19 protein-coding genes are annotated in these 21937 nt (G+C 59.2%); 15 read left to right on the top strand and 4 right to left on the bottom strand.

Annotated elements, in window-relative coordinates; genetic code table 11:
• Positions 1-80: 80 nt before the first annotated feature.
• Positions 81-641: a response regulator transcription factor gene (locus AC1D19_RS11000; protein ID WP_007981466.1), complete on the bottom strand. Its 561-nt coding sequence runs from the start codon at positions 639-641 to the stop codon at positions 81-83.
• Positions 634-1896: an ATP-binding protein gene (locus AC1D19_RS10995; RefSeq protein ID WP_477759865.1), complete on the bottom strand. Its 1263-nt coding sequence runs from the start codon at positions 1894-1896 to the stop codon at positions 634-636. The genes AC1D19_RS11000 and AC1D19_RS10995 overlap by 8 nt, the downstream gene beginning before the upstream one ends.
• A 327-nt stretch (positions 1897-2223) precedes the next feature.
• Between AC1D19_RS10995 and AC1D19_RS10990 the strand changes: the two genes are divergently transcribed.
• The 9 genes from AC1D19_RS10990 to AC1D19_RS10950 all read left to right on the top strand — a co-directional run bounded on the left by AC1D19_RS10990 (position 2224) and on the right by AC1D19_RS10950 (position 14202).
• Positions 2224-2940 carry an SIMPL domain-containing protein gene (locus tag AC1D19_RS10990; RefSeq protein WP_477763207.1) on the top strand — a complete coding sequence of 239 codons (717 nt, stop codon included), beginning with the start codon at positions 2224-2226 and terminating at the stop codon, positions 2938-2940.
• A gap of 486 nt (positions 2941-3426) precedes the next feature.
• Positions 3427-5052: an ABC transporter substrate-binding protein gene (locus tag AC1D19_RS10985; RefSeq protein WP_477753393.1), complete on the top strand. Its 1626-nt coding sequence runs from the start codon at positions 3427-3429 to the stop codon at positions 5050-5052.
• A gap of 303 nt (positions 5053-5355) precedes the next feature.
• On the top strand, positions 5356-6957 hold the full coding sequence (locus AC1D19_RS10980; protein ID WP_477753392.1) for an ABC transporter substrate-binding protein: 1602 nt from the start codon (positions 5356-5358) through the stop codon (positions 6955-6957).
• Positions 6958-7130: 173 nt separating this feature from the next.
• Positions 7131-8564, top strand: coding sequence for an OprD family porin (locus AC1D19_RS10975; RefSeq protein ID WP_477753391.1), 1434 nt, complete (start codon positions 7131-7133; stop codon positions 8562-8564).
• A 78-nt stretch (positions 8565-8642) separates the two neighbouring features.
• On the top strand, positions 8643-10238 hold the full coding sequence (locus AC1D19_RS10970) for an ABC transporter substrate-binding protein (RefSeq protein WP_477763206.1): 1596 nt from the start codon (positions 8643-8645) through the stop codon (positions 10236-10238).
• A gap of 72 nt (positions 10239-10310) precedes the next feature.
• Complete coding sequence (locus AC1D19_RS10965; protein ID WP_477763205.1) at positions 10311-11321, top strand: ABC transporter permease subunit; 1011 nt, start codon at positions 10311-10313, stop codon at positions 11319-11321.
• Between the two features lie 10 nt (positions 11322-11331).
• Positions 11332-12243, top strand: coding sequence for an ABC transporter permease subunit (locus tag AC1D19_RS10960; protein ID WP_477763204.1), 912 nt, complete (start codon positions 11332-11334; stop codon positions 12241-12243).
• A 10-nt stretch (positions 12244-12253) separates the two neighbouring features.
• Positions 12254-13222: an ABC transporter ATP-binding protein gene (locus tag AC1D19_RS10955; RefSeq protein WP_057716450.1), complete on the top strand. Its 969-nt coding sequence runs from the start codon at positions 12254-12256 to the stop codon at positions 13220-13222.
• Positions 13222-14202: a peptide ABC transporter ATP-binding protein gene (locus AC1D19_RS10950; protein ID WP_477753386.1), complete on the top strand. Its 981-nt coding sequence runs from the start codon at positions 13222-13224 to the stop codon at positions 14200-14202. Before AC1D19_RS10955 ends, AC1D19_RS10950 begins: the two co-directional genes overlap by 1 nt.
• Before the next feature lie 136 nt (positions 14203-14338).
• On the opposite strand, the gene AC1D19_RS10945 is transcribed toward AC1D19_RS10950, so the two are convergent.
• Entirely contained in the window at positions 14339-14593 is a 255-nt protein-coding gene (locus AC1D19_RS10945; RefSeq protein ID WP_223454129.1) for a hypothetical protein, read from the bottom strand.
• A 267-nt stretch (positions 14594-14860) separates the two neighbouring features.
• Here AC1D19_RS10945 and AC1D19_RS10940 point away from each other — a divergent pair, with 267 nt between their 5' ends.
• A complete protein-coding gene (locus AC1D19_RS10940; protein ID WP_477763203.1) occupies positions 14861-15514 on the top strand; it encodes an HD domain-containing protein in 654 nt (217 codons plus the stop codon).
• 47 nt (positions 15515-15561) lie between these two features.
• Positions 15562-15930, top strand: coding sequence for a nuclear transport factor 2 family protein (locus AC1D19_RS10935; RefSeq protein ID WP_477763202.1), 369 nt, complete (start codon positions 15562-15564; stop codon positions 15928-15930).
• Positions 15931-16196: 266 nt separating this feature from the next.
• Here the strand turns inward: AC1D19_RS10935 and AC1D19_RS10930 are convergent, their stop codons facing one another.
• Positions 16197-17780, bottom strand: a complete 1584-nt coding sequence (locus tag AC1D19_RS10930) for a peptide chain release factor 3 (RefSeq protein ID WP_060541686.1) — start codon at positions 17778-17780, stop codon at positions 16197-16199.
• 437 nt (positions 17781-18217) lie between these two features.
• Here AC1D19_RS10930 and AC1D19_RS10925 point away from each other — a divergent pair, with 437 nt between their 5' ends.
• The 4 genes from AC1D19_RS10925 to AC1D19_RS10910 are packed head-to-tail and all read left to right on the top strand — an operon-like array spanning position 18218 to position 21684.
• Positions 18218-18934 (top strand): ABC transporter permease, encoded by a 717-nt coding sequence (locus tag AC1D19_RS10925; protein ID WP_477755287.1) that lies wholly within the window; start codon positions 18218-18220, stop codon positions 18932-18934.
• A gap of 20 nt (positions 18935-18954) precedes the next feature.
• Positions 18955-19857 (top strand): glycine betaine ABC transporter substrate-binding protein, encoded by a 903-nt coding sequence (locus AC1D19_RS10920; RefSeq protein ID WP_477763201.1) that lies wholly within the window; start codon positions 18955-18957, stop codon positions 19855-19857.
• Between the two features lie 19 nt (positions 19858-19876).
• The gene (locus AC1D19_RS10915) at positions 19877-20530 is read left to right on the top strand and encodes an ABC transporter permease (RefSeq protein WP_477755289.1); all 654 of its coding nucleotides are present in this window, start codon (positions 19877-19879) and stop codon (positions 20528-20530) included.
• Positions 20527-21684: an osmoprotectant ABC transporter ATP-binding protein OsmV gene (locus AC1D19_RS10910; RefSeq protein WP_477755290.1), complete on the top strand. Its 1158-nt coding sequence runs from the start codon at positions 20527-20529 to the stop codon at positions 21682-21684. Before AC1D19_RS10915 ends, AC1D19_RS10910 begins: the two co-directional genes overlap by 4 nt.
• Positions 21685-21937: the final 253 nt, after the last annotated feature.

Below are 21937 nucleotides of genomic sequence, written 5' to 3'. Positions count from 1 at the left end.
GAAAAGAACACGCACGAACCGATCATAGATGATCGGTTCGGTTTGTCGTGAGATACGGCCTGCATTCGTTCAGCGCAGGTTCAGCGGCGAACGGGACGCTTCTGCAGTTTGCGCTGCAGGGTGCGACGGTGCATGCCCAGGGCACGGGCCGTGGCCGAGATGTTGCCTTCGTGCTCGGTCAGCACGCGCTGGATGTGCTCCCACTGCAGGCGGTCCACGGACATCGGGTTTTCCGGCACCAGGCTGTCGAGGTCAGCGTGTTCGGACAGCAGCGCCGCCAGCACGTCGTCGGCGTCCGCCGGTTTGCACAGGTAGTTGCAGGCACCGCGCTTGATCGCCTCGACGGCGGTGGCAATGCTCGAATAACCGGTGAGGATCACCACGCGCATTTCCGGGTCCATTTCCAGCAACTTGGGCAGCAGCACCAGGCCGGAATCGCCGTCCATCTTCAGGTCCAGGGCGGCGTAATCCGGCAGATCGGCCTTGGCCAGTTCCAGGCCTTCTTCGGCGGAACTGGCAGTGCTGACGCGAAAACCGCGGCGGGCCATGGCGCGGGCCATGACGCGGGTGAACGTGGCGTCGTCATCGACCAGCAGCAAATGCGGCAGTTCTTCGCCTTCGACTTGGATCTCTTCACTCATGTTCGTCTCCTCGGGCGACACGGGGCAGGCGCAGCTCGGTGAGCGTGCCGCCTTCCTCATGACTGTAGAGTTTCACTGAGCCGCCGGCGCGTGTCACGCTGGCCTTGCTCAAAAACAGGCCCAGGCCGAAGCCTTTGCCCTTGGTGGTAAAAAACGGTTTGCCGATTTGCTCGGCGATGGCCAGCGGCACACCGGCGCCGTGGTCACGAATGCTGATGGTGAGGTTTTCCCAATCCCAGTCCAGCGTCACTTGCAGCCCTTCGGGGCAGGCATCGGCGGCGTTGTTCAACAGATTCAGCAAAGCCTGGGTCAAGTCCGGCGGCGGCGCCATGCGCGGTACCGCGCCCTGGCCGAGGCGCTGGAAGCGATAACTGGCCTCCGGGCGCATCAGGTGCCAGCGATTGAGGGCTTCGTCGAGCCAATCGGTGACGTCCTGCATCTCCACCGCCAACCGGCGATTGGCCTCGGCGGCGCGCACCAGATGCTGCAAGGTCTCTTTACACAACTTGACCTGATCCTGCAGCACGCTCAGGTCATCTTGCAACATCGGGTCATGGTGGTCCTGACGCATTTCCTTGAGTAGCACACTCATGGTCGCCAGCGGCGTGCCCAGTTCATGGGCCGCACCGGCGGCCTGGGTGGCGACGGCCAGCAGTTGCTGATCGCGCAGGCCTTCTTCGCGACGAATGGCGCGCAGTTCTTCCTGACGGCGCAGCTCTTCGGCCATGCGCGCGGCGAAGAACGTGATCACTGCGGCGGCGAGGGCGAAGCTCAACCACATCCCGTACACCTGCAGGTTTTCCCGAGCGATCGGGAAGGTTTGCAGTGGGTAGAACTGTGCCAGCAACAGCGTGTACATCGTCAGCGCGATACCCGACAGGATCACCGAATAACGCCATGGCAACGTCACCGCGGCAATGGTCAGCGGCACCAGGTAATAGGAGACGAAGGGGTTGGTCGAGCCGCCGGAGAAATACAGCAAGGCGCTGTGGATAAACAGGTCGCAGGCCAGTTGCACGGCGTATTCGAGCTCGGTCACCGGCCACGAGGTACGCAGGCGAATCGCCGTGAACACGCACAACAGCATCGAACAACCGAGGGTCGCGGCCAATTGAAACCAGGGCAGTGGCAGCAATTGGAGCCAGTAGGCCAGGCCCACGGAACCGGCCTGTGCGGCCAGCACCAAGGTGCGGATGAACGTCAGCCGCCAGAGGTTCTGGCGAGTGGCGGAAGTGATTTGAACGGGGGCGAGCATGAGCTCTCCTGATGAGCGCTCCAGGCGGATCGCAGGGAGTATAACCAAGCGCGGGGGCTGACAGGCAAAAGTGCGGCAAACGGCCACACGCATGGAATGCTTCAAGACGCCTCTTGTAGGAGCTGGCTTGCCAGCGAGGGCTGCGTGTCATTCAACGCTTATTTTGAATGATCCACCGATTTCGCTGGCAAGCCAGCTCCTACAAGGACTACAGGTGCCTCGATCTGTATAGAAGTTGTAACTGTGCGAACCGGAACATAAAAGCTAGAGTCTGATGGTTTCACGCAGGCCCGGACCATACCCCTGCGCACCTTTCAAGGAGCCTTCATGTACAGATTCCGCCGCAGCGCCGCCCTCCTCGCCCTGAGTGCTGGCACCGTCGCCAGCCTCCCGGCCCTGGCTGCCGACGAGCTGCATTACAACCAGATTTCCCTGCGCGCCGAAGTCAGTCAGGAAGTGGCCCGCGACTTGATGATCGTGACCCTCTACACCGAAGAACAGAACAGCGACCCGGCCAAACTCGCCGCCGACGTCAGCACTGCAATGAACAAGGCGCTGGCCCAGGCCAAGAAAGTCAAGGACATCACCCTGCGTCAGGGCAGTCGCAACAGCTACCCGATCTACGATACCAAAGGCCAGAAAATCACCGGCTGGCGCGAGCGCGCCGAATTGCGCCTGGAAAGCTCGGACTTCGCCGCGCTGTCGAAGCTGACCGGCGAACTGCTCACCGACCTGAAAATGGGCGGCATGGACTTCGCCATCGCCACCCCGACCCGCAAAGCCAGCGAAGACGCCCTGCTCAAGGACGCCGTGACCGCCTTCAAGGCCCGCGCCCAACTGGCCACCGACGCCCTCGGCGGCAAGAGCTACAAAATCGTCAACCTGAACCTCAACAGCAACGGTTATCCACAGCCTTACCTGCGCGCGCCGATGATGATGAAAGCCGCCGCCATGGACGCCGCACCAGTGACGCCAGATGTTGAAGCCGGCACCAGCCAGGTCAGCATGACCGCCGATGGATCGATTGAAGTGCTGATGCCTTGATTCGATAGCCTCTAAATAAAAAAAACGGCGATCACTCACATGATCGCCGTTTCTTTTTTTTTTGAGGGGGGGGCTGTTTTCAGGCATGAGCTATAACTGGAGAGTCCACTGAGAAAAGCCGGCAGTTGCACCGGGTGCAACTGAGATTGATTGGCCACTATCGGTGCAACAATAACCACTCTTATTCACGCCATACCCACCTCACAAAACGGGGTATAAATAAGTAACACCCCGCCCTGATCGGGAGCACCCTGCGCTCAGGACGCACCGTGAAAGTGCGTCGTTTGCACCGTGAAAATGTCGCGCAAACGGTAAAATAAGTCAGGATTTATACAAATGCGACATTAAGGTACGTTCGTACCACCGTTTAAGGCTTGCAGTCACTCTGGATCTTGCATTGGGTATGGCCCCTGCATAAGTATCCGCAGGCACGACTCACGAGGTCGTCCTCTAATTCCAAAAATGACAACAAATCATGAGGCCACCATGCTTAAACACGCGGTCATTCCGTTCTTAGTTGGCGCAAGCTTGCTAGCCAGCGCACCGTTCGCCCAAGCAGCGACTAACCTGGTGTTCTGCTCCGAAGGGAGCCCGGCCGGTTTCGATCCAGGTCAATACACCACCGGAACCGACTTCGACGCCTCTGCAGAAACCATGTTCAACCGCCTGACGCAGTTCGAGCGCGGCGGCACCGCCGTTATTCCTGGTCTGGCAACCAGTTGGGACGTCTCCGATGACGGCCTGACCTACACCTTCCACTTGCGTGAAGGCGTCAAGTTCCACACCACCCCGTATTTCAAGCCGACTCGTGAGTTCAACGCCGACGACGTGCTGTTCACCTTTAATCGCATGATTAACAAGGATGACCCGTTCCGCAAAGCCTACCCGACCGAATTCCCGTACTTCACCGACATGGGGATGGATACCAACATCACCAAGATCGATAAAGTCGACGACAAAACTGTCAAGTTCACCCTCAAAGACGTTGATGCCGCGTTCATCCAGAACATGGCCATGAGCTTCGCCTCGATCCAGTCCGCCGAGTACGCTGCCCAGCTGCTCAAGGAAGGCAAGGCTGCCGACATCAACCAGAAGCCGATCGGCACCGGCCCGTTCGTATTCAAGAGCTACCAGAAAGACTCCAACATCCGCTACTCCGGGAACAAGGACTACTGGAAGCCTGACGACGTGAAGATCGACAACCTGATCTTCGCCATCACCACCGACCCGTCGGTACGTATCCAGAAGCTGAAGAAGAACGAGTGCCAGGTCACCCTGTTCCCTCGTCCGGCCGACCTGAAGGCGCTGCGTGAAGACAAAACCCTGAAGCTGCCTGACCAGGCTGGTTTCAACCTGGGCTACATCGCCTACAACGTGATGCCCAAGGTCAAGGGACAAACCGATGCGAACCCGCTGGCCGAGCTGAAGGTGCGCCAGGCACTGGACATGGCGGTCAACAAGCAACAGATCATCGACTCCGTGTACCAGGGCGCTGGCCAACTGGCCGTCAACGCCATGCCTCCGACCCAGTGGTCCTACGACACCACCATCAAGGATGCGCCGTACAACCCTGAGAAAGCCAAAGAGCTGCTCAAGGAAGCCGGCGTGAAAGATGGTACCGAAATCGTTCTCTGGGCGATGCCGGTGCAGCGTCCATACAACCCGAACGCCAAACTGATGGCAGAAATGCTGCAGTCCGACTGGTCCAAGATCGGCCTCAAGGTCAAGATCCAGAGCTACGAGTGGGGCGAGTACATCAAGCGCTCCAAAGGTGGCGAGAACCAGGCGATGCTGATTGGCTGGAGCGGTGACAATGGTGATCCGGACAACTGGCTGAACGTGCTGTTCGGCTGCGACTCGCTGGAAGGCAACAACTTCTCCAAATGGTGCGACAAGAAGTTTGACGACATCGTCAAGCAAGCCAAGCGCACTTCAGACCAAGGCAAGCGCACCGAGCTCTACAAACAAGCGCAACACGTGCTCAAAGATGCTGTGCCCATGACACCTATCGCTCACTCGACGGTGTTCCAACCCATGCGCGCCAACGTGCAGGATTTCAAGATCAGCCCATTTGGCTTGAACTCCTTCTACGGCGTCAGCGTCAGCAAGTAAGACATTGCTACGGCGACGTTTCTGACGTCGCCGTAGCTTTATCTACCGAGAAAGCAGGAATTTGCCTACATCCAAATCCGCAGCTGACTACAGCATCGGGGGAGGACGCGTTGCCATTTCCTACGAGCCTTTAGGACTTTACGCATTTACTGCCGGACCCGCGGCTCATACCGTCGGGATCCGACCAGTGCATGCGTGGGTCATCGGTTACTGCTGCGTGCATGGCTTGAAATCAATGATGCCTCTACGTCCGCTGACGGGACGGCGGCTCATTGACAACACTTTGAGAGAAAAGGAAGCGTTATGCGCCATACCTTGGTTTTATCCGCATTGCTGGGCACCGGCCTGTTGGCCGCCACTTCCATCAGCCAGGCCGCCAACAACAGCCTGGTGTTCTGCTCCGAAGGCAGTCCCGCCGGTTTCGACACGGCGCAGTACACCACTGCGACCGACAACGACGCCGCCGAACCGCTGTACAACCGGTTGGCAGAGTTTGAAAAAGGCGCGACCAACGTCGTACCGGGCCTGGCCACGAGCTGGGATATTTCCGAGGACGGCCTCAAATACACCTTTCACCTGCGCGAAGGGGTGAAGTTTCATACCACCAAGTACTTCACGCCGACCCGCGATTTCAATGCCGATGACGTGCTGTTCACGTTCAATCGCATGCTCGATCCGCAACAACCTTTCCGTAAGGCTTATCCGACAGAGTTTCCGTACTTCAACGGCATGAGCCTGAACAAGAACATCGCCAAGGTCGAAAAGACCGGGCCGCTGACCGTGGTCATGACGCTCAACAGCGTGGACGCCGCGTTCATCCAGAACATCGCCATGAGCTTCGCCGCCATCCTTTCGGCCGAATACGCCGAAAAGCTGCTGGCCGAAGGCAAGCCGAGCGACATAAACCAGAAGCCGATCGGCACCGGGCCGTTCGTGTTCAAGAGCTACCAGAAAGACTCGAACATTCGTTACACCGGCAACCAGCATTACTGGGACCCGAGCCGGGTCAAGCTCGACAACCTGATTTTCGCCATCAATACCGACGCCTCGGTGCGCGTGCAGAAACTCAAGGCCGGCGAGTGCCAGATCACCCTGCACCCGCGCCCTGCCGATGTGACCGCGCTGAAGAACGACCCGGCCCTGCAACTGATCGAGAAGCCTGGTTTCAACCTCGGCTACATCGCCTACAACGTGCGCCACAAGCCGTTCGACCAGCTCGAAGTGCGCCAGGCGCTGGACATGGCGGTGAACAAGCAAGGCATTCTCAATGCCGTTTATCAGGGTGCGGGGCAACTGGCGGTCAACGCCATGCCGCCGACCCAATGGTCCTACGACGACACGATCAAGGACGTCGCCTACAACCCGGAAAAAGCCAAGGAGCTGCTCAAGGCTGCCGGCGTCAAGGAAGGCACTGAAATCACCCTCTGGGCCATGCCGGTCCAGCGTCCGTACAACCCCAACGCCAAGTTGATGGCCGAGATGCTCCAGGCTGACTGGGCGAAGATCGGCCTCAAGGTCAAGATCGTCAGCTATGAGTGGGGCGAGTACATCAAGCGCACCAAGAACGGCGAACACGACATCAGCCTGATCGGCTGGACTGGTGACAACGGTGATCCGGACAACTGGCTGGGCACGCTCTACAGCTGCGACGCCATTGGCGGCAACAACTACTCGATGTGGTGTGATCCGGCCTACGACAAGCTGATCAAGCAGGCCAAGGTCGTCACCGACCGTGACCAGCGCACCCTGCTCTACAAACAGGCGCAGCAGTACCTCAAGCAGCAGGTGCCGATCACGCCAGTCGCCCACTCAACGGTCAACCAGCCGCTGAGCGCCAAAATCGAAGGGTTCAAGGTGAGCCCGTTCGGTCGCAATGTTTTCTCGGGTGTCAGCATAGAAAAATAACCGATTAGCCAGAAATGCCGGGGGGCGGATTTTCCGCCCTCACGCAGACGCTTTGCCGTCTTTTGCCAATTTGGCTGGCAGCAAACGTTTGCGATGCCGTGAATGAGTTCTAAACCAATAGCCGGATCACAAAAAAAGACCGGCATAAAAAAAGAAAGTAAGGAGCTTTACCCATGAAACTGAGCAGCACCGCGTTATTGGCCTTGGCCATAAGCAGCGTAACCGCCACGGCTTACGCAGAAACCCAAAGCCAGGCTTTCACCCCGGTTACCGTGAACGAGAAAAGCGCCCAAAGCGAAGCCACCGGCTTTGTCGAAGGCCAGTCGATCACCGGCACCACGCGTAACTGGTACGCCAACGAGCAATTGCAACGTGGCGCCAAGTTCGCCTACAAGAAAGACGGCGTTTCGACCCCGACCGATCGCCGGATCAACTGGGTCCAGGGCACCATCCTCAAGTACAACTCGGGCTTCACTGAAGGCACTGTCGGTTTCAGCACTGAAGTCGCCGCCTACAACGCCGTTGCCCTGGACCGGGACCGCAAAGACCTGGCGTCCAACAACGGTGGCGCACCGGGCTCTCGTCCAGGCGCGGGCAACAACCGCACCCTGACCAAGGAAGGCGGCGACGCTCAAGGACAGTGGAGCAAGCTGGGCCTGGCCAACGTCAAGGCCCGTGTCTCCAACAGCACCCTGACTGCCGGCCGCATGAACTTCAGCAGCCCGATGGTCGACGTGATCGGGAACCGTGCACTGCCTTCGAGCTTCCAGGGCGTGGCCATCCACAGCGAAGAACTGAACAACCTGGCCTTCGACCTGGCCACCTTCGACCGCAACTCACCGCGTACCGAAGAAAGCCTGCGCAAATTCCGCACCGAATACGCCAACGGCATCGTCGAAACCGACCACATCTACACCGGCGGTATCACCTACAACCCGCTCGCCAGCCTGACCACCAGCCTCTGGGCGACCCAGGCTGAAGACATCTGGAACCAGTACTACTTCGGCGCCTCTCACGTACTGGGCGACAGCCAGGTACTGAGCCTGACCACCGGCCTGAACTACTACAAAACCAAGGAAACCGGAAAGGCCCTGATCGGCGATATCGACAACGACACCTACTCGCTGTCGTTCGGCCTGACCCACCAGGCCCACACCCTGACCTTCTCGTACCAGGAAGTGAACGGTAACGAGTACTTCGACTACCTGCACGAAACCAACGGCATCTACCTGGCCAACTCCCTGCTGTCGGACTTCAACGGCCCGAACGAAAAATCGTTCCAGGTTGCCTACGGCCTGAACATGGCCGAATACGGCGTACCGGGCCTGAAGTTCAACATCTACCAGGCTCGCGGCTGGGGTATCGACGGTACTCACTACACCGGCAACGGCGGCGTGGCCGGCAAGGGTTACGACGGCATCCAGTCCCAGGATGGCGAACACCACTATGAATACGGCATCGGCGCGACTTACGCCGTGCAGAGCGGCCCGCTCAAGGCCACCACGATCCGCGGCACCTACACCGCTCACCGTGCCAGCGAAAACCAGGCTGACGGCAGCATCAACGAGTTCCGTCTCGTGACCACGGTTCCGTTCAACATCCTGTAATGCCGCTGCCGAACGGCTGATTCATTGACGAGTCGGCCGTTGGGCTTTTGTCCTTTAACTGATTGCAGAGGGTTCTTGATGAAAATGCTTCCCCTACGTGCGGCCATCGCGGCTGCGTTGCTCAGTGTCGCTGTCGGTGTCTCGGCCAAACCCCTGGTGGTTTGTACCGAAAACAGCCCCGAAGGCTTCGACATGGTCCAGTACACGACTGCAGTCACAGCCGATGCGGTGGCCGAAACCATCTTCAATCGCCTGGCAGACTTCAAGCCCGGTACCACCGAAGTGATTCCGGCGCTGGCCGAATCCTGGGATATCAGCGAAGACGGCCTGAGCTACACGTTCCATCTACGTAAAGGCGTCAAGTTCCACACCACCGACTACTTCAAGCCGACCCGCGACATGAATGCCGACGACGTGGTCTGGAGCTTCCAGCGCCAGCTGGACCCGAATCATCCGTGGCACAAACTGTCGAGCGTGGGCTTCCCGTACTTTGAAAGCATGGGCTTCAAGGAGCTGCTCAAGAGCGTCGAGAAAGTCGACGACAACACGGTCAAGTTCACCCTGACCCGTCCTGAAGCACCGTTCCTGGCCGACATCGCCATGGCGTTCTCCTCGATCTATTCCGCCGAGTATGCCGACCAGTTGCTCAAGGCGAACAAGAGCGGTGACCTGAACAACAAGCCGGTCGGCACCGGCCCGTTCGTCTTCCAGCGTTACAACAAGGACGCCCAGGTACGCTTCAAGGCCAACCCGGACTACTTCCGCGGCAAGCCTCCGGCTGATGCGCTGATCCTGGCCATCGCCACCGACAACAACGTGCGCCTGCAGAAGCTAAAGGCAAACGAGTGCCAGGTCGCGCTGTATCCAAAACCGGATGACATTCCGAGCATCAAGAAAGACGACAAGCTGAAAGTCGATGAGCTGAATGCGATGACCGTCGCGTACATCGCCATCAACACCACGCATAAGTACCTGAGCGATGTACGGGTGCGTAAAGCCATCGACATCGCCTTCGACAAGGAAGCGGCTGTCAACGCGCTGTTCGGCAAGGACAATGCAACAGCCGCAGTCAACCCGTTCCCGGACACCCTGCTGGGCTACAACCACACACTGAAGAACCCGGCCCGTGACCTGGACAAGGCCCGCGCCCTGCTCAAGGAAGCCGGCGTACCGGAAGGCACCACCTTCACCCTGTTCACCCGCAACGGAGGCGGTGCAACCAACCCGAACCCGATGCTCGGTGCGCAGATGATGCAGGCCGACCTGGCCAAGGTCGGGATCAAGATCGACATTCGCGTGATGGAATGGGGCGAAATGCTCAAACGCGCGAAAAACGGCGAGCACGACATGGTTTCCGCCGGATGGGCGGGCGATAACGGCGACCCGGATAACTTCCTGACGCCTATGCTCAGTTGTGATGCGGCCAAGAACGGCGAAAACTACGCACGCTGGTGCAATGACAAGTTCCAGGCCCTGATCGATCAGGCCCGGGAAAAGACCGACCCGGCCGAGCGTGCAGCCCTGTACGAGCAGGCCCAGGTCATTTTTAACCAGGACCAGCCGTGGATCAGCTTGGCGCACACTAGAATGTTTACCGCAATGCGCAACAACGTAGAGGGCTATCACATTAGCCCCCTCACCACGAATAACTTCGCCACCACCCAGGTGAAGTAATAAGAAAACTCCCGGCATGCCTGACCCAGGCATGCCGGGCACGCCTAACCGGCTGATGAGGTACAACACACGATGTTTAGTTTTATTGCCCGCCGACTGGGGTTACTGATCCCCACGTTCTTCGGTATCACCTTGCTGACTTTCGCGTTGATTCGCATGATCCCGGGCGACCCCGTGGAAGTCATGATGGGAGAACGTAGGGTCGATCCCGAAATGCACGCTCAGGCAATGGAACGCCTAGGTCTGAACAAACCCCTGTATGCCCAATACCTGGATTACATCGGCAAACTGGCCCACGGCGATCTCGGTGAATCCCTGCGTACCCGTGAAAGCGTCTGGACCGAATTCACCTCTCTGTTCCCCGCGACCCTGGAACTGTCCTCGGCCGCGCTGTTGTTCGCCGGTGTCCTGGGACTCTTGGCCGGAGTGATCGCGGCACTCAAGCGAGGATCCCTGTTCGACCATGGGGTGATGGGCATCTCCCTGGCGGGATATTCGATGCCGATCTTCTGGTGGGGCCTGATCCTGATCATGTTCTTCTCGGTGTCGCTGGGCTGGACCCCAGTGTCCGGGCGGATCGATCTGCTCTACGACATCGAGCCACGCACCGGCTTCATGCTGATCGATACGCTGCTGGCCAATGACGTCAGTGCGTTCTTCGATGCCCTGCACCACCTGATCCTGCCGGCCATCGTGCTGGGTACCATCCCGCTGGCGGTGATCGCGCGGATGACCCGTTCGTCGATGCTCGAAGTGTTGCGTGAAGACTACATTCGCACCGCCAAGGCCAAAGGCCTGTCGCCGTCGCGCGTGGTGTTCGTGCACGGTCTGCGTAACGCGTTGATTCCGGTACTGACCGTGGTTGGCCTGCAAGTCGGCACATTGCTGGCCGGTGCGGTCCTGACCGAAACCATCTTCTCGTGGCCGGGCATCGGCAAATGGCTGATCGAAGCCATTGGCGCCCGGGATTACCCCGTCGTGCAAAACGGCATCCTGTTAATCGCCTGCCTGGTGATTGTGGTCAACTTCGTAGTGGACATCCTCTACGGCTTTGCCAACCCACGCATCCGTCACCAGCGCTGAGATCATGACCATGACCACTCCAATTCCATCGGTAGCAGTCGATCAAAGCCTGCTGTACCCGTCTCCGTACAAAGAATTCTGGCAAGCGTTCTCCAAGAACAAAGGTGCCGTCGCCGGCCTGATGTTCATGCTGCTGGTGATTTTCTGCGCGATCTTCGCCCCGTGGGTTGCCCCTCACGACCCGAGCGAGCAGTACCGCGATTTCCTGCTGACCCCGCCGGCCTGGCTGGAAGGTGGGCAACTGCAATTCCTGCTCGGCACCGACGAACTGGGCCGCGACCTGCTGTCGCGTCTGATCAATGGTTCGCGCCTGTCATTGCTGATCGGCTTGTCGTCGGTGGTGATGTCGCTGATTCCGGGCATCCTGCTGGGCCTGTTCGCCGGGTTCTACCAGCGGATTCTCGGCCCGACCATCATGCGTCTGATGGACATCATGCTGGCCCTGCCATCCCTGCTGCTGGCCGTGGCGATTGTCGCCATCCTCGGCCCTGGCCTGATCAACACCATCATTGCCATCGCCGTGGTTTCGTTGCCGTCCTATGTTCGTCTGACTCGCGCCGCGGTGATGGGCGAGCTGAACCGCGACTACGTGACCGCCGCGCGCCTGGCCGGTGCCGGCCTGCCGCGCCTGATGTTCGTTACCGTGCTGCCTAACTGCATGGCGCCGCTGATCGTTCAGGCCACCCTGAGTTTCTCCTCGGCGATCCTCGATGCCGCCGCACTGGGCTTCCTCGGCCTTGGCGTACAACCGCCAACCCCTGAGTGGGGCACCATGCTGGCTTCGGCCCGCGACTACATCGAACGCGCCTGGTGGGTGGTGAGCCTGCCTGGTTTGACCATTTTGCTCAGCGTGCTGGCAATCAACCTGATGGGCGACGGCCTGCGCGATGCGCTGGACCCGAAACTCAAGAACGCCGCCTGAGGAGATTCCCATGTCACTGTTAGAAATCAAGAATCTCAACGTTCGCTTCGGCGACAAAAACGCCACGCCAGTAGTCGATGGCCTCGACCTGCAAGTGGACAAGGGCGAAGTGCTGGCCATCGTTGGCGAATCGGGTTCCGGCAAGTCCGTGACCATGATGGCGCTGATGGGCCTGATCGAGCATCCGGGGATCGTCACCGCCGACGCCCTGAATTTCGACGGCAAGAACATGCTCAAGCTCAACAATCGCCAGCGTCGACAGATCGTCGGTAAAGACCTGTCCATGGTCTTCCAGGATCCGATGACCGCGCTGAACCCGAGCTACACCGTCGGCTTCCAGATCGAAGAAGTGCTGCGCCTGCACCTGAAAATGTCCGGCAAGGCCGCGCGCAAGCGCGCCATCGAACTGCTGGAAAAAGTTGAAATCCCGGGTGCCGCGAGCCGTATGGACGCCTACCCGCATCAACTGTCCGGTGGTATGAGCCAGCGTGTCGCGATTGCCATGGCGATTGCCGGCGAACCGAAACTGCTGATCGCCGACGAACCGACCACGGCGCTGGACGTCACCATTCAGGCGCAGATCATGGACCTGCTGCTGGCGCTGCAGAAAGAGCAGAACATGGGCCTGGTGCTGATCACCCACGACCTCGCCGTCGTGGCCGAAACCGCCCAGCGCGTGTGCGTGATGTACGCCGGCCAAGCGGTCGAAGTCGGCCAGGTGCCGCAACTGTTCGACATCCCTGCGCACCCGTACAGCGAAGCGCTGCTCAAGGCGATTCCGGAACACAGCCTGGGCGCCTCGCGCCTGTCGACCCTGCCGGGCATCGTTCCCGGTCGCTACGACCGTCCGCAGGGTTGCCTGCTGTCGCCCCGCTGCCCTTACGTGAAAGACAACTGCCGTCAACAACGTCCGGCACTAGACCAGAAAAGCAACAGCCTCGCTCGCTGCTTCTACCCGCTGAACCAGGAGGTGGCGTAATGGCCGTCGTTCTTACCGCCCGCGACCTGACCCGTCACTACGAGGTGTCCCGAGGCCTGTTCAAGGGTCACGCCACTGTGCGCGCCCTCAACGGCGTGTCGTTCGAACTGGAAGCCGGCAAGACCCTCGCTGTCGTAGGCGAGTCGGGTTGCGGCAAGTCCACCCTGGCCCGGGCCTTGACCCTGATCGAAGAGCCGTCCTCCGGTTCCTTGAAAATTGCCGGACAGGAAGTCGCCGGTGCCGACAAGGCCCAGCGCAAACAACTGCGCAAAGACGTGCAGATGGTGTTCCAGAGCCCGTACGCATCGTTGAACCCACGGCAAAAAGTCGGTGATCAGCTTGCAGAGCCATTATTGATCAACACCAACCTCAGCGCCGCGGAACGTCGCGAGAAAGTCCAGGCGATGATGAAGCAGGTGGGCTTGCGTCCCGAGCACTACCAGCGTTATCCGCACATGTTCTCCGGCGGTCAACGCCAGCGGATCGCCCTGGCCCGGGCAATGATGCTGCAACCGAAAGTGCTGGTAGCGGACGAACCGACCTCGGCGCTGGACGTGTCGATTCAGGCGCAGGTGCTCAACCTGTTCATGGATTTGCAGCAGGAGTTCAACACCGCCTATGTGTTCATCTCCCACAACCTGGCGGTGGTACGCCACGTTGCCGACCACGTGATGGTGATGTACCTCGGTCGTCCGGTGGAAATGGGCTCGAAAGAGGACATTTACTCTCGTCCTCTGCACCCCTACACCCAGGCGCTGTTGTCGGCGACGCCAGCCATCCACCCGGATCCGAACAAGCCGAAAATCAAGATCGTCGGCGAATTGCCCAACCCGCTGAACCCGCCGTCCGGCTGCGCTTTCCATAAGCGCTGCCCGTACGCCACCGAGCGTTGCAGCACCGAAGAGCCGGCCCTGCGCCTGCTCGACGGCCGCCAAGTGGCTTGCCACTACGCCGAGCAATTCCTCGACGGCGCGGCATAAAAAACTGTAGGAGCGAGCTTGCTCGCTCCTACAGGGATTGAGTTGCTCAAATTCTTGATGCGTTGACCAAACCCCTTCCGCCTCGATTGCGCATCAGTCAGGCAGAAGGGGGTTTCTTTTACCTGCCATTCAGCGACTACGTCTGGCTGTCACCTTCTTCTTCATCGGAGTCCGGCTCGTCGGTGGTCGAGTCATCGTCGTTGTCAGCACCACCCTGCCCCTGATCTCCCGGCTCCGATTCGGATTTGGCGAGCATCAACCCCGCGTACCCCGCCTGCCCGCTCGAGGCCTGCTCACCGTGATTGGTGCACTCGGCCCACGCCATCGACGTTCCGAGCGAAAGCATCACCAACACCTTCAACAGCAGTAAAACGCGAAACAACCTGTTCATAGCCGATTCCTTCCTTTCGTAGAGTGCCTGTCTGGCGCTGAGTCAAATCTAGTTCCGATCAGTCGGGTTCTCCAGATTGGACGTTGTCGAACCCGCGGAAATGCCCTTGGCTTGGAGACTGGTTTGCTATAAAGGTTATGCCGAAAAGATCAAAGCGTGTTCCGCCGTCCAGAACGCTTGTGTACCCACAGAATTCCTCGCAGGATTCGCGGGATGTACGCAGGACAGGACTTCCCGCGATCGGCACGTTTAATCAAAGGACACAGCATGATCAGCAGCACCTTCGCACCGATGCAATCACTCGCCACCACCCTGCTGCCCCACGTCCTGGAACCCTCGGAAGACGGCGCTCACGACCTTTCGCACCTGCAACGGGTCTGGCACAACGCCCACTTGATTCAGGCACAGGAAGGTGGCGATCTTGAGGTGCTGCTGGCGGCGGTGCTGCTGCATGATTGTGTAGCAGTGGAAAAGAACTCGCCGTTGCGCTCGCAGGCATCGCAATTGGCAGCGCGCAAAGCGTCAGGGGTATTGGCGAAGATGGATTGGCGCGAGACAAAAATCGCCGCCGTCGCCCACGCCATCGAAGCCCATAGCTTTTCCGCCAACATCCCGCCGACCTCGCTGGAAGCGAAAATCGTGCAGGACGCCGACCGCCTCGACTCCCTGGGTATGCTCGGAGTCGCCCGCACCTTTTACGTTGCCGGGCGCATGGGCAGCGCCCTCTACGACCCGCAGGACCCGCAGGCCAATGACCGCGACTATGACGACACTCGCTTCTGTATCGACCATTTCCAGACCAAGCTGCTGCACTTGGCAGACGGTTTCCAGACTGCGACAGGGCAACGTCTGGCACAGGTTCGTCATGAGCGTTTGAAGGGGTTTCTGGAGCAGTTCAAGGAAGAGATCGGGATTGGCTGATACGCCAGGAGCACTGAACCTGCATAACTCAGGAAAGGACAAGCGCTATGGATCTGTCGCAAATACTGCTGCAACTTGAACGACGCCTCCTATCACACACGACTCGACGAAATGCTGAAGAAATCTCACGCCTGCTCGCGGATGACTTTATCGAGTTCAGCGCCAGTGGCGGCATCTGGAGCAAGGCCGAAGTGGTCGAGCAGTTACCCCATGAGTCGTTTATCCAACGGAGCATCAGCCATTTTGCCATCAAGCCATTGTCAGAAGAGACCGCCTTGGTGACTTATCATTGTTACGTCGACAGCCACGGCCATCCCGGCGCAGTCCACAGTCTGCGCAGTTCCATCTGGCGTAATCGGGGCGAGCAGTGGCAGATGGTTTTCCACCAGGGGACATTGATTCCCAGTGAACAATGACGCAGGCATTCATGGCGAATCCGGATCCCTCGCGAGCAAGCTCGCTCCTACAGTGCCCGCGGCGAGTCAGAGAATGTTGTGAACACCCCGGATTACTGTAGGAGCGAGCCTGCTCGCGATGGACGTCAATGATGACGCATACTGCCTGAATAAACGCGGCGGGTCTGAATTCTTCGCGAGCAGGCTCGCTCCTACAGGGGGTTGCGTCAGGTAACAAAAAACCCCGCAGCTTTCGCAACGGGGTTTCTGGTGTTTCAACTCAGCGCTTAATGGTGCTCACGCGTCGCACGGAATTTAACATCCGGCCAGCGCTCTTCCATCAGTGCCAGGTTGACCCGCGTAGGCGCGAGGTAGGTCAAGTGACCGCCGCCGTCCAGTGCCAGGTTTTCCACAGCCTTGTTGGAGAATTCCTCAAGCTTCTTCTTGTCGCTGCATTCGATCCAGCGCGCGGAATAAACGGTGATCGGCTCGTAGGAGCATTCGACCTTGTATTCCTCTTTCAAACGGCTGGCGACCACATCGAACTGCAGCACACCGACGGCGCCGAGGATGATGTCGTTGCTGCGTTCAGGGAAGAACACCTGGGTCGCGCCTTCTTCGGCCAACTGTTGCAAGCCTTGGCGCAGTTGCTTGGATTTCAGCGGATCCTTCAGACGCACGCGACGGAACAGTTCCGGGGCGAAGTGCGGGATGCCGGTGAAGCCCAGGACTTCGCCTTCGCTGAAGGTGTCGCCGATCTGGATGGTGCCGTGGTTGTGCAGGCCGATGATGTCGCCGGCAAAAGCTTCTTCCAGCTGCTCACGCTCGGAGGAGAAGAAGGTCAGCGCGTCGCCGATGCGCACGTCCTTGCCGGTGCGCACGTGGCGCATCTTCATGCCCTTCTCGTATTTGCCGGAGCAGATACGCATGAAGGCGATGCGGTCGCGGTGCTTCGGGTCCATGTTCGCCTGGATCTTGAAGATGAAGCCCGAAAACTTCTCTTCCACCGGCTCCACGGTGCGCTCGTTGGCTACGCGTGCCAGCGGGCGTGGTGCCCAGTCCACCACGGCATCGAGGACATGGTCGACACCGAAGTTGCCCAGCGCCGTACCGAAGAACACCGGGGTCAGTTGGCCGTCGAGGAATTCCTGCTGGTTGAACTCGTGGCAAGCGCCCTGCACCAGTTCCAGCTGCTCGATGAAACGCTCGTACTCGTCACCCAGGTGGGCGCGGGCTTCATCGGAGTCCAGCTTCTCGATGATCTTGGTTTCGGTGCGTTCGTGGCCGTGACCGGCGGTGTACACGATGATGTAGTCATCGGCGAGGTGATACACGCCTTTGAAATCGCGGTAGCAACCAATCGGCCAGGTGATCGGCGCAGCCTTGATCTTCAGGACGGCTTCGATTTCGTCGAGCAGTTCGATCGGGTCACGGATATCACGGTCGAGTTTGTTGATGAAGCTGACGATCGGCGTGTCACGCAGACGGCAGACGTCCATCAGGGCAATGGTCCGTGGCTCTACACCCTTACCGCCGTCGAGAACCATCAAGGCCGAGTCCACCGCCGTCAGGGTGCGGTAGGTATCTTCGGAGAAGTCTTCGTGGCCCGGGGTGTCGAGCAGGTTGATCATGTGCTCGCGATACGGGAACTGCATGACCGACGTGGTAATGGAAATACCCCGCTGCTTTTCCATTTCCATCCAGTCGGAGGTGGCATGGCGGTCGGATTTACGCGATTTCACCGTACCAGCTACCGCAATCGCCTTGCCCATCAGCAAGAGCTTCTCGGTGATGGTGGTCTTACCGGCATCGGGGTGGGAAATAATGGCGAAAGTGCGGCGTTTCGCGACTTCGGCGGCCTGTTTGGTCATGGGAAATCGCCTGGCAGGTGATTCAAAAAAGGGCGCAGATTATAGCCCAAGTTGATCGAAGAACCGAACCGTTGAGCACATTAGGGGTGGCCAAATGCAGCTTCAGATGGGAACCTTTTAAAGCACGGAGACGTCCACTCCCCCGTTACGACCACTCGTCGGGGGCCTGAAACACCTGCAATTCAGCCTGACGAGGCTGTGCTCATGGCTCAATAGCCGTGTGCCTACCCTCTGTAGGAGCGAGCTCGCTCGCGAAAAACGTCCAGACAACGCGTACATTCAGATACCCAGCGTTATCGTTGACGTCCATCGCGAGCAGGCTCGCTCCTACAGTGGAACGCACTCGGCATGAGCTGCTTCTCGCGATCATTTTTCGGCAGCCAGGCATGGCGTTGCCACACGAAAATTTTTCGCCGACTGAAAAAAGGAGTCCGCCTGTGGCTATCCACTATGGCAAAGGGCTGATAGGAGGCGCGCTGGTAATCGCCCTTCTGGCCCTGCTGATCCACTGGATCGGCATCGACACGATCGAACACTACCGCGACGATTTGTTGTTTTACCTGCAAGCTCATCTGATTCTCGTCCTCGCTTCCATGCTGGCCGCCCTTGTCGTGGGCATTCCTGCCGGCATCCTCCTCAGCCGCCCGTCCATGGTCGGCCGTGCCGAACGCTTCATGCAGTTTTTCAACATCGGCAACACCGTTCCGCCCCTCGCCGTTCTGGCCATAGCCCTCGGTATCCTCGGCATCGGCAGCGGCCCGGCCATCTTCGCCCTGTTCCTCGCCTCGCTACTGCCCATCGTACGCAACACCTACGAAGGCCTGAAAAACGTTCAGGGTTCGCTCAAGGAAGCCGCCGTCGGCATCGGCATGACCCCGCTCCAGGTGCTGCGGAAAGTCGAATTGCCCAACGCGGTGCCGATCATCATCGGTGGTGTGCGCGTGGCGTTGGCGATCAATGTCGGGACGGCGCCGCTGGCGTTCCTGATCGGCGCCAACAGTCTCGGCAGCCTGATCTTCCCCGGCATTGCCCTGAACAATCAGCCGCAATTGCTCCTCGGCGCGGCCTGCACCGCTCTGCTGGCCTTGTTGCTCGACGGCCTGGTGACACTCGCCAGCCGCCTCTGGCTCGAACGCGGCTTGCGCCCGTCTTAAGCCTCGGCAAAGGAATCGTCATGAAAACATCAAGCTTTTTACTAGGCTGCGTCCTGCTGTTCGCAGGATTTGCCCAAGCCGCTGACAAACCCTTGATCCGCATCGGCGCCCGGGTGTTCACCGAACAGACCCTGCTGGCGGAAATCACTTCGCAGTACCTGCGCACCAAGGGTTACGAGGTGCAAGTGACCGGCGGCCTGGGCAGCAATCTGGCCCGCAGCGCCCATGAAAGTGGCCAGTTGGACATGCTCTGGGAATACACCGGCGTTTCGCTGGTGGCCTACAACCATGTCACTGAAAAACTCGACAGCGAACAGTCCTACGCCCGAGTGAAAGAACTCGATGCGAAAAAAGGCCTGGTCTGGCTCACCCCGTCGAAATTCAGCAACACCTACGCCCTCGCCCTACCGAAGAATGTCGCCGACCAATACCCGCGAATCAACACCATCAGTGAGCTGAACACGGTGCTGCGAAAGGAAGCCGAGACCAACAACCTGGTGGCGCTGGATACCGAGTTCGCCAACCGTTCGGACGGTCTTGATGGCATGGTCAAGCTCTACGACATGAACCTGACCCGCGAAAACATCCGGCAGATGGACGCAGGGTTGGTCTACACCGCCCTGCGCAACGGCCAGGTGTTTGCCGGTCTGGTCTACACCACTGACGGTCGCCTCAACGCCTTCCAGCTGAAACTGCTGGAAGACGACAAGCACTACTTCCCCGACTACACCGCCGCGCCCGTGGTGCGTCAGGCCTACCTCGATGCGCATCCGCAATTGGCCGCACAGCTCAAGCCGCTGGCTGAACTGTTCGACGACAACACCATGCGCGAACTCAACGCGCGGGTCGACGTCGAGCACCAAAATCCTTCAGCCGTTGCCGCGGATTTCCTGCGCCAACACCCCTTGCTTTCTAATAATTGAGGCGGGAAGAGAAAAAGTCATGGAATTTATCAACGCCTTTTCCCATCTCGACTGGCAGCAGGTGATCCACCTGACCTGGCAGCACATCATGCTGGTCGGCATCGCCGTGACCCTGGCGATTGTGGTTGGCGTGCCGCTGGGCATCCTGATGACACGCTTCCCGAGCCTCGCCGGGCCGTTGCAGGCCAGCGCCACCGTGCTGCTGACTGTGCCGTCGATTGCCCTGTTCGGCCTGCTGCTGCCGTTCTACTCAAAGTTCGACCAGGGCCTGGGGCCGATGCCGGCGATTACCGCGGTTTTCCTGTACTCGCTGTTGCCGATCATGCGCAACACCTACCTGGCCCTGACCAGCGTCGAGCCGGGCATCCGCGAAGCCGCCCGCGGTATCGGCATGACCTTCGGCCAGCGCCTGCGCATGGTCGAACTGCCCATCGCCGTACCGGTAATCCTCGCCGGTGTGCGCACCGCCGTGGTGATGAACATCGGTGTCATGACCATCGCCGCCACCATCGGCGCCGGAGGCCTCGGCGTACTCATCCTCGCTTCCATCAGCCGCAGCGACATGTCGATGCTGATCGTCGGTGCTGTGCTGGTCAGTGTGCTGGCGATCATCGCCGACCTCATTCTGCAAGTGCTACAGCGCTCGTTGACTCCAAAAGGACTGCTCAAATGATCGAACTTCAAAACCTCAGCAAGACCTTCCAAAGCAACGGCAAAGATGTGAAAGCCGTGGATTCGGTGAGCCTGACCGTCAATGAAGGCGAAATCTGCGTGTTCCTCGGGCCATCGGGTTGCGGCAAAAGCACCACGCTGAAAATGATCAACCGCCTGATCAAACCGACCTCGGGCAAGATCCTGATCAACGGCGAAGACACCACCGGCCTCGACGAAGTGACCCTGCGGCGCAACATCGGCTACGTGATCCAGCAGATTGGTCTGTTCCCGAACATGACCATCGAGGAGAACATCGTCGTGGTACCGAAACTGCTCGGTTGGGACAAGCAGAAATGCCACGACCGCGCCCGCGAGTTGATGAGCATGATCAAGCTCGAACCCAAGCAATACCTGCATCGTTATCCACGAGAATTGTCCGGTGGCCAACAACAGCGGATCGGCGTAATTCGCGCACTGGCCGCCGATGCGCCACTGTTGCTTATGGACGAACCCTTCGGCGCGGTCGACCCGATCAACCGCGAGATGATCCAGAATGAGTTCTTCGAAATGCAGCGGGCGCTGAACAAGACCGTGATCATGGTCAGCCACGACATCGACGAGGCGATCAAGCTCGGCGACAAGATCGCGATCTTCCGTGCCGGCAAACTGTTGCAGATCGATCACCCGGATACTCTGCTCGCGCATCCGGCGGATGAGTTTGTCAGCAACTTCGTCGGTCAGGACAGCACACTCAAGCGCCTGCTGCTGGTAAAAGCCGAAGACGCGGCGGACAACGCGCCTTCCGTCAGCCCGCAAACCCCAGTGGCCGAAGCGCTGGAGTTGATGGACGAGCATGACCGACGCTACGTGGTGGTCACTTGTGCCGAGAATAAAGCCCTGGGTTACGTGCGCCGTCGCGACCTGCACCGTCAAGCCGGCACTTGCGCGCAGTACCAACGCGAGTTCAACGCCACCGCAGCGTACGACGAGCACTTGCGCATCTTGCTGTCGCGCATGTACGAGTTCAATCGCGCGTGGTTGCCGGTGATGGATGCCGAGCGGGTGTTTTTGGGGGAGGTGACGCAGGAGTCGATTGCGGCTTACCTGAGCTCTGGCCGATCGCGCGGGATGAAGACCAATATCGTGTCGCCTGCCAAGGCAGTGATCGCCTGATCACCCATATCGCCAGGTAAAAAACGCAAAACCTGTAGGAGTGAGCCTGCTCGCGATAGCGCAATATCAGTCAACGACGATGTTGGCAGTGAAAATGCCATCGCGAGCAGGCTCGCTCCTACAAGGTTTGTGCAATTTTTGGGTAATCGGCATACCGGAAAAAAATATCAACAGTCGCGTCTGTAAAAGCTATCCGAAAACACGCTCAGAAATAGTCAAATCCCCTCTCAGCCTACCTTTTCGCAGCCAACGT

This window comes from Pseudomonas sp. P1_C12, from assembly GCF_056406435.1.
Note: the sequence above shows the minus strand (reverse complement) of the source record. Positions and strands in the feature narration are given on the sequence as shown.

Bases quoted from the DNA above. Each gene is read 5' to 3' on its own strand.
- AC1D19_RS10975 (WP_477753391.1), top strand. From the start codon at position 7,131: ATGAAACTGAGCAGCACCGCGTTATTGGCCTTGGCCATAAGCAGCGTA.
- AC1D19_RS10970 (WP_477763206.1), top strand. From the start codon at position 8,643: ATGAAAATGCTTCCCCTACGTGCGGCCATCGCGGCTGCGTTGCTCAGT.
- AC1D19_RS10960 (WP_477763204.1), top strand. From the start codon at position 11,332: ATGACCACTCCAATTCCATCGGTAGCAGTCGATCAAAGCCTGCTGTAC.
- AC1D19_RS10945 (WP_223454129.1), bottom strand. From the start codon at position 14,593: ATGAACAGGTTGTTTCGCGTTTTACTGCTGTTGAAGGTGTTGGTGATG.
- AC1D19_RS10985 (WP_477753393.1), top strand. From the start codon at position 3,427: ATGCTTAAACACGCGGTCATTCCGTTCTTAGTTGGCGCAAGCTTGCTA.
- AC1D19_RS10920 (WP_477763201.1), top strand. From the start codon at position 18,955: ATGAAAACATCAAGCTTTTTACTAGGCTGCGTCCTGCTGTTCGCAGGA.
- AC1D19_RS10950 (WP_477753386.1), top strand. From the start codon at position 13,222: ATGGCCGTCGTTCTTACCGCCCGCGACCTGACCCGTCACTACGAGGTG.
- AC1D19_RS10935 (WP_477763202.1), top strand. From the start codon at position 15,562: ATGGATCTGTCGCAAATACTGCTGCAACTTGAACGACGCCTCCTATCA.
- AC1D19_RS10940 (WP_477763203.1), top strand. From the start codon at position 14,861: ATGATCAGCAGCACCTTCGCACCGATGCAATCACTCGCCACCACCCTG.
- AC1D19_RS10915 (WP_477755289.1), top strand. From the start codon at position 19,877: ATGGAATTTATCAACGCCTTTTCCCATCTCGACTGGCAGCAGGTGATC.
- AC1D19_RS10995 (WP_477759865.1), bottom strand. From the start codon at position 1,896: ATGCTCGCCCCCGTTCAAATCACTTCCGCCACTCGCCAGAACCTCTGG.
- AC1D19_RS10930 (WP_060541686.1), bottom strand. From the start codon at position 17,780: ATGACCAAACAGGCCGCCGAAGTCGCGAAACGCCGCACTTTCGCCATT.
- AC1D19_RS10990 (WP_477763207.1), top strand. From the start codon at position 2,224: ATGTACAGATTCCGCCGCAGCGCCGCCCTCCTCGCCCTGAGTGCTGGC.
- AC1D19_RS10910 (WP_477755290.1), top strand. From the start codon at position 20,527: ATGATCGAACTTCAAAACCTCAGCAAGACCTTCCAAAGCAACGGCAAA.
- AC1D19_RS10980 (WP_477753392.1), top strand. From the start codon at position 5,356: ATGCGCCATACCTTGGTTTTATCCGCATTGCTGGGCACCGGCCTGTTG.
- AC1D19_RS10965 (WP_477763205.1), top strand. From the start codon at position 10,311: ATGTTTAGTTTTATTGCCCGCCGACTGGGGTTACTGATCCCCACGTTC.
- AC1D19_RS10955 (WP_057716450.1), top strand. From the start codon at position 12,254: ATGTCACTGTTAGAAATCAAGAATCTCAACGTTCGCTTCGGCGACAAA.
- AC1D19_RS11000 (WP_007981466.1), bottom strand. From the start codon at position 641: ATGAGTGAAGAGATCCAAGTCGAAGGCGAAGAACTGCCGCATTTGCTG.